Here is a 4,458-nt window from a genome sequence, read left to right as displayed (position 1 = left end):
AAATCACCCTGCCCAATCTCGCCTGCCTGGTGGCGGCGCAGCCGACCCGCGGTCTCGATGTCGGCGCGGTCGCCGCCGTATACAGCCACATCCGCGCCGCCTGCAGCCGCGGCGTCGCGATCCTTCTGGTGTCGTCGGAACTCGATGAACTGCTCACCGTCGCCGATCGCATCGTCGTGCTCTATCGCGGCAGGATCATGGGATCCTGCCCGGCCGACCCGGCGCGGCGCGAAGCGATCGGCGCGATGATGGCGGGGCAGCCGCAATGACGGTCTTGAAGCAGGAGCGCGAGCCGGCGGCCGGCCCGCGCCTTGTGCTGCGGCCCGCGCTCCTGGTTCCGCTGCTCGCGGTGAGCTTTGCCGCGCTGATCGGCGTTGCCCTGATCGCGATGATCGGCGTCTCGGTGCCGAACGCAGTCGCAGCCTTCGTCGATGGCACCATCGGCTCGCCCTATGCGCTCGCGGCTTCGCTCAACCGCAGCGCCGTGTTCGCGCTGGTCGGTTTCGGTTTCGTGCTGGCCAATCGCGCCAACCTGACCAATGTCGGCGGCGAGGGCCAGATCGCGGTCGGCGGCATCGCGGCCACGGCGGTCGCGCTCTATGGTCATGTCAGCGGCCTGCCGCTGGGACTGGCCTTCATCCTGCCGACACTTGCCGCGGTCATTGCCGGCGGGCTGTGGGGCGCCGTCGCCGCCGTGCTCAAGGTCAAGTCCGGCACCAACGAGGTGATCAGCACGCTGCTGTTGTCCTTCATCGGCGTCGGGCTTCTGTATTGGTGCGTGCAGTCGACGGCGCTGCTGCGCAAGCCGATGACGAGTTCGGCGACCTTGCCGGAATCGCTGGAGATTCCTGACGAGACCAAGCTGCCGCTGCTCACCGGTGACTACTCGTTCCCGGTGCATCTCGGCCTGCCGCTGACCCTGCTATTGGCCGTCGTCGTCGGCGTGCTGCTGTCGAAGACGATCCTCGGGGTCCGGCTGCGCGCCGTCGGGCTCAACCCGGTGGCGGCGAACCGCGCCGGCATTTCCTACGCCAGTACCGTGATCTTTGCGCTATCGACCGCCGGCGCGCTCGGCGGACTGGCTGGCGCCATGATGCTGCTGGGCGAGCAATACACGCTGAAAGACGGTTTTTCCTCGGGCTACGGCTTTGACGGACTGGTCGCCGGCCTGCTGTCGCGCGGCTCGATCACAGGCGTGATCGCGGCCTCGTTATTGTTCGGCTTCATGCGCTCCGGCGGCATCAACATGGAGATGGTGGCGGCGGTGCCGACCGCATTGGTCGTCGTCATCCAGGGACTGATCGTGATCACGCTGTCGGGCGCGGCATTGTTCATCGAGCGATGGGAACGGCGATGAGCTTAGAGCTGTTCGCGGTATTTCTGGGCTCGTCGATCCGGCTCGCGACGCCGCTGCTGCTCGCCGGTATCGGCGAGATGGTGAGTGAACGGGCCGGCGTGCTCAACATGAGCATCGAAGGCATGATGCTGACCGCGGCGTTCGCGGCGGCGGTCGGCTCGTGGGCGACCGGAAATCCCCTGATCGGCCTCCTGATCGGCATCGTCGCCGTGCAGCCGGTGGCGCTGCTGCAGGCCGTGCTCAGCAACACCTTGCGCGCCAACCAGATCGTCTCCGGCATCGGCATCAACATCCTGGTCTTGGGCGCGACCACGCTCGCCTATCGCGAGATTTTCGGCGCGCGATCCCGCGCCGAAATCCCCGGCCTTGCCAAGATCAGGCCGCCGCTGCTCGGCGACATCCCCGTGATCGGCAGCGCGGTGTTCGAGCAGGTCTGGCTGTTCTATGCCGGTGTCGCGCTGATCGCGGCGACCGCGCTGGTGTTGCGCTACACTTCGATCGGGCTTGCCATCCATGCCGCCGGCGCCGAGCCGAGGGCGGTCGACAAATCCGGGCTCTCGGTGACGCGCATCCGCTATGCCTGCGTGCTGTTCGCGGGCTTCATGGCCTCGCTGTCGGGCGCGTTCCTGTCGATCGGCGACATTCACACCTTTACCGAAGGCATGACCCGCGGCGCGGGCTACTTGGCAATCGCTTCCGTGATCTTCGGCAAATGGCGAATCGGCGGCACCACATTGGCGTGCCTGTTGTTCGGTGCCGCCACCGCGCTGCAATTCCAGTTGCCCGCGCTCGGCATCGAGGTGCCAAACGCGCTCTTGATCATGCTGCCCTATTTGCTGGCGCTGCTCGCCGTCGGCGGACTCGTCGGCCGCCAGATGGCGCCGGCGACACTCGGTGAACCCTACCGGCGCTGAATCGCGTCAACCGGCGGTCGACTTTGGTCCGGCCGCATTTTCCTCACTGACAATGCAGCTCCTGCTCGAACCATGCCTGCAGGCGTCTGGAGAGCGGCTGCCAGGTGCGCTCGAAGCTGGCGTAGTGTGCGACATTGCCGCGATACATCGTGCGCAATTCGGTCTCGATCGCGGGCAGGTCGACGCCGGTGCAGCTTCCGTTGCTGACGATGCTGCGGCCGTCGACGACGACGTCCTTGACGACAGAGGCGTTGCCGCGCGCGAACAGCAGCGCCAGCGGATCGACCGGCATGATGCGGTCGCGGTCCAGCCGGTCGAGATCGATGGTGACGAAGTCGGCCGGCCGGCCCGGTTCGAGTTGTCCGTTGCCCGGCGCGCCGGTGGCGCGGCGACCGTTGCGGATAGCGAGGTCGAGGAATTCCGCCGGCGTCCAGTTCCGTTCGAAGCCGCACCCGCCATGCATCCGTTCGACCAGCCGCATCTCGCGCAGCACGTCGTCGTCCTCGTCGAGCGCCATGCAATCGACCCCGACCGCGATGGCGCAGCCGCAGCGATGCGCGGCGGCGATCGGCGCCAGCCCGGAGCCCAGATGCATGTTGGAGCTGAAATTGGTGACGATGCGCGCGCCGGACACAGCGATCATTTCGAGTTCGTCGGGTCTGGCGTGGACGCAATGCGCCAGTGTCAGCCGTTCCGACAAAAAGCCGATGTCTTGGAGATAGCGCACGACGCCTTGCGGAAAATGCTTGTCGGCCCAGGCCCGCTGATAGATCGTTTCCAACAGATGCATGTGGATGCGCCGGCCGGTCAGAGCGGAGTGCTCCGCGACGGCTTCAAGCAATGGCTTGGAGCACCACTGCACGCCGGCCGGCCCGAGCTGCACGTCGATCCTTGGACCCGCGATGGCTGAGGCGATCGCCTCCGTCAGCTCGATATAGGCCTTCGGTGGCGCAGGCGCGCGAACGAAGAGATCCTCGACCGCCTTGCGGTCGCCGGCGGAAAGCCCTGACAGCACCGGCGCGCTGTCGCCATAGACGATCGGGTTTTGGTCACGCACGGCGAGTGCGAAGGCGATGCGGATGCCGACATCGTCGGCCGCGCGCGCGATCGCCTTGGCCTCGTCGAGGATCGGCATCGCTCCGCTCGGGCGGGTATAATGCACCATCATGGCAGCACAGCCGGCCCGCGCCGACCGCGCCAGCGCGGACGCCGCCGCGAGATAGGGATCGACCGGCGTGCCGAACGCGGTGCGCAGCAGCCAGCTTTCGAGCGGCATGCCGACGGCGCCAAAGGACGACGCGGTCGGCCGCGCATGATCGTGGGCATTGATGAAGGCCGGCAGCACCAGCGCGCGCGGCGCCGGCGTCGCTGCGGCATCTTCTGCAATCGAGGTGATGAGACCGTTGTCGTGCCGCAGCACGACCTTGTCGATCAGGCCGCGGGCGGCACCGCCGAACAGGTTCGTTGCCGCTATTTCCGTTGCCATGAGATCAGGGTGCTTCCGGATCGGTGAGCGACCGCGGCTCACGCGCGGTGACGACGAATGCTACAAGCCGGGCCGCAAATTGCATGCCCATATTTTGCACAGCCCCGCCACGATGACGAATCCGTAGCAACCATCGAGGCGTCATTGCGAGCGAAGCGAAAGCAATCCACCTTGCCGCGAAAGAGAATGGATTGCTTCATCGCTTCGCTCCTCGCAAGGACGGCTGCAAGGGTGGGCAAAGGCGCCGTGCCCACGCCTGTCATCAGGTCGCATCGTGAATGGGAGGCACGCGTCCGTCTTCGCTCTCCGAGTTCCGGCGGACAAGCCGCTCTGCCGACCCTCCGAAAACCGCCCGCAAATTGAGGGCAGACCGCGCGTCACAAAAGCTCTATGAAGCACTCCTATCGAGGGACAGTCCTCAGCATTCGGATCGTTGGATCGAGACCATGATCAGCGTCGACGTCCGTTCGGTGACCAAGGCGTGGGGCGAGACGCGCGCCGTCGATGACGTGTCGTTCGCCGTCGGCAGGGGCGAGCTCGCCGTGCTGCTCGGGCCGTCGGGCTGCGGCAAGTCGACCATGCTGCGCCTGATCGCAGGCCTGGACGAGGCGGCGGCCGGCCGCATCGAGATCGAAGGCCGGGACGTCCGCGGCCTGACCGGCTCGGCGCGTGGCGTCGCCATGGTGTTCCAGTCCTACGCG

Annotated in this window: 4 protein-coding genes and 1 pseudogene; 4 read left to right on the top strand and 1 reads right to left on the bottom strand. The window is 66.7% G+C overall.

The window, feature by feature from the left end:
* From WCB02_RS01170 to WCB02_RS01160, 3 genes and pseudogenes are all read left to right on the top strand, one after another.
* Nucleotides 1–269 (top strand): annotated as a pseudogene (locus WCB02_RS01170) (ABC transporter ATP-binding protein); the annotation flags it as partial.
* Nucleotides 266–1,357 (top strand): ABC transporter permease, encoded by a 1,092-nt coding sequence (locus WCB02_RS01165; RefSeq protein WP_423955435.1) that lies wholly within the window; start codon nt 266–268, stop codon nt 1,355–1,357. The pseudogene WCB02_RS01170 and the gene WCB02_RS01165, both read left to right, overlap by 4 nt.
* The gene (locus tag WCB02_RS01160; protein WP_423955433.1) at nt 1,354–2,271 is read left to right on the top strand and encodes an ABC transporter permease; all 918 of its coding nucleotides are present in this window, start codon (nt 1,354–1,356) and stop codon (nt 2,269–2,271) included. Before WCB02_RS01165 ends, WCB02_RS01160 begins: the two co-directional genes overlap by 4 nt.
* A 43-nt stretch (nt 2,272–2,314) precedes the next feature.
* Here the strand turns inward: WCB02_RS01160 and WCB02_RS01155 are convergent, their stop codons facing one another.
* A complete protein-coding gene (locus tag WCB02_RS01155) occupies nt 2,315–3,757 on the bottom strand; it encodes an amidohydrolase family protein (protein ID WP_423955431.1) in 1,443 nt (480 codons plus the stop codon).
* A gap of 446 nt (nt 3,758–4,203) precedes the next feature.
* Between WCB02_RS01155 and WCB02_RS01150 the strand changes: the two genes are divergently transcribed.
* Nucleotides 4,204–4,458, top strand: a 255-nt coding sequence (locus WCB02_RS01150) for an ATP-binding cassette domain-containing protein (protein ID WP_423955428.1), incomplete at its 3' end; no start/stop codon positions are given.

The organism is Bradyrhizobium sp. (assembly GCF_049581145.1).
GTDB lineage: Bacteria > Pseudomonadota > Alphaproteobacteria > Rhizobiales > Xanthobacteraceae > Bradyrhizobium.
Note: the sequence above shows the minus strand (reverse complement) of the source record. Positions and strands in the feature narration are given on the sequence as shown.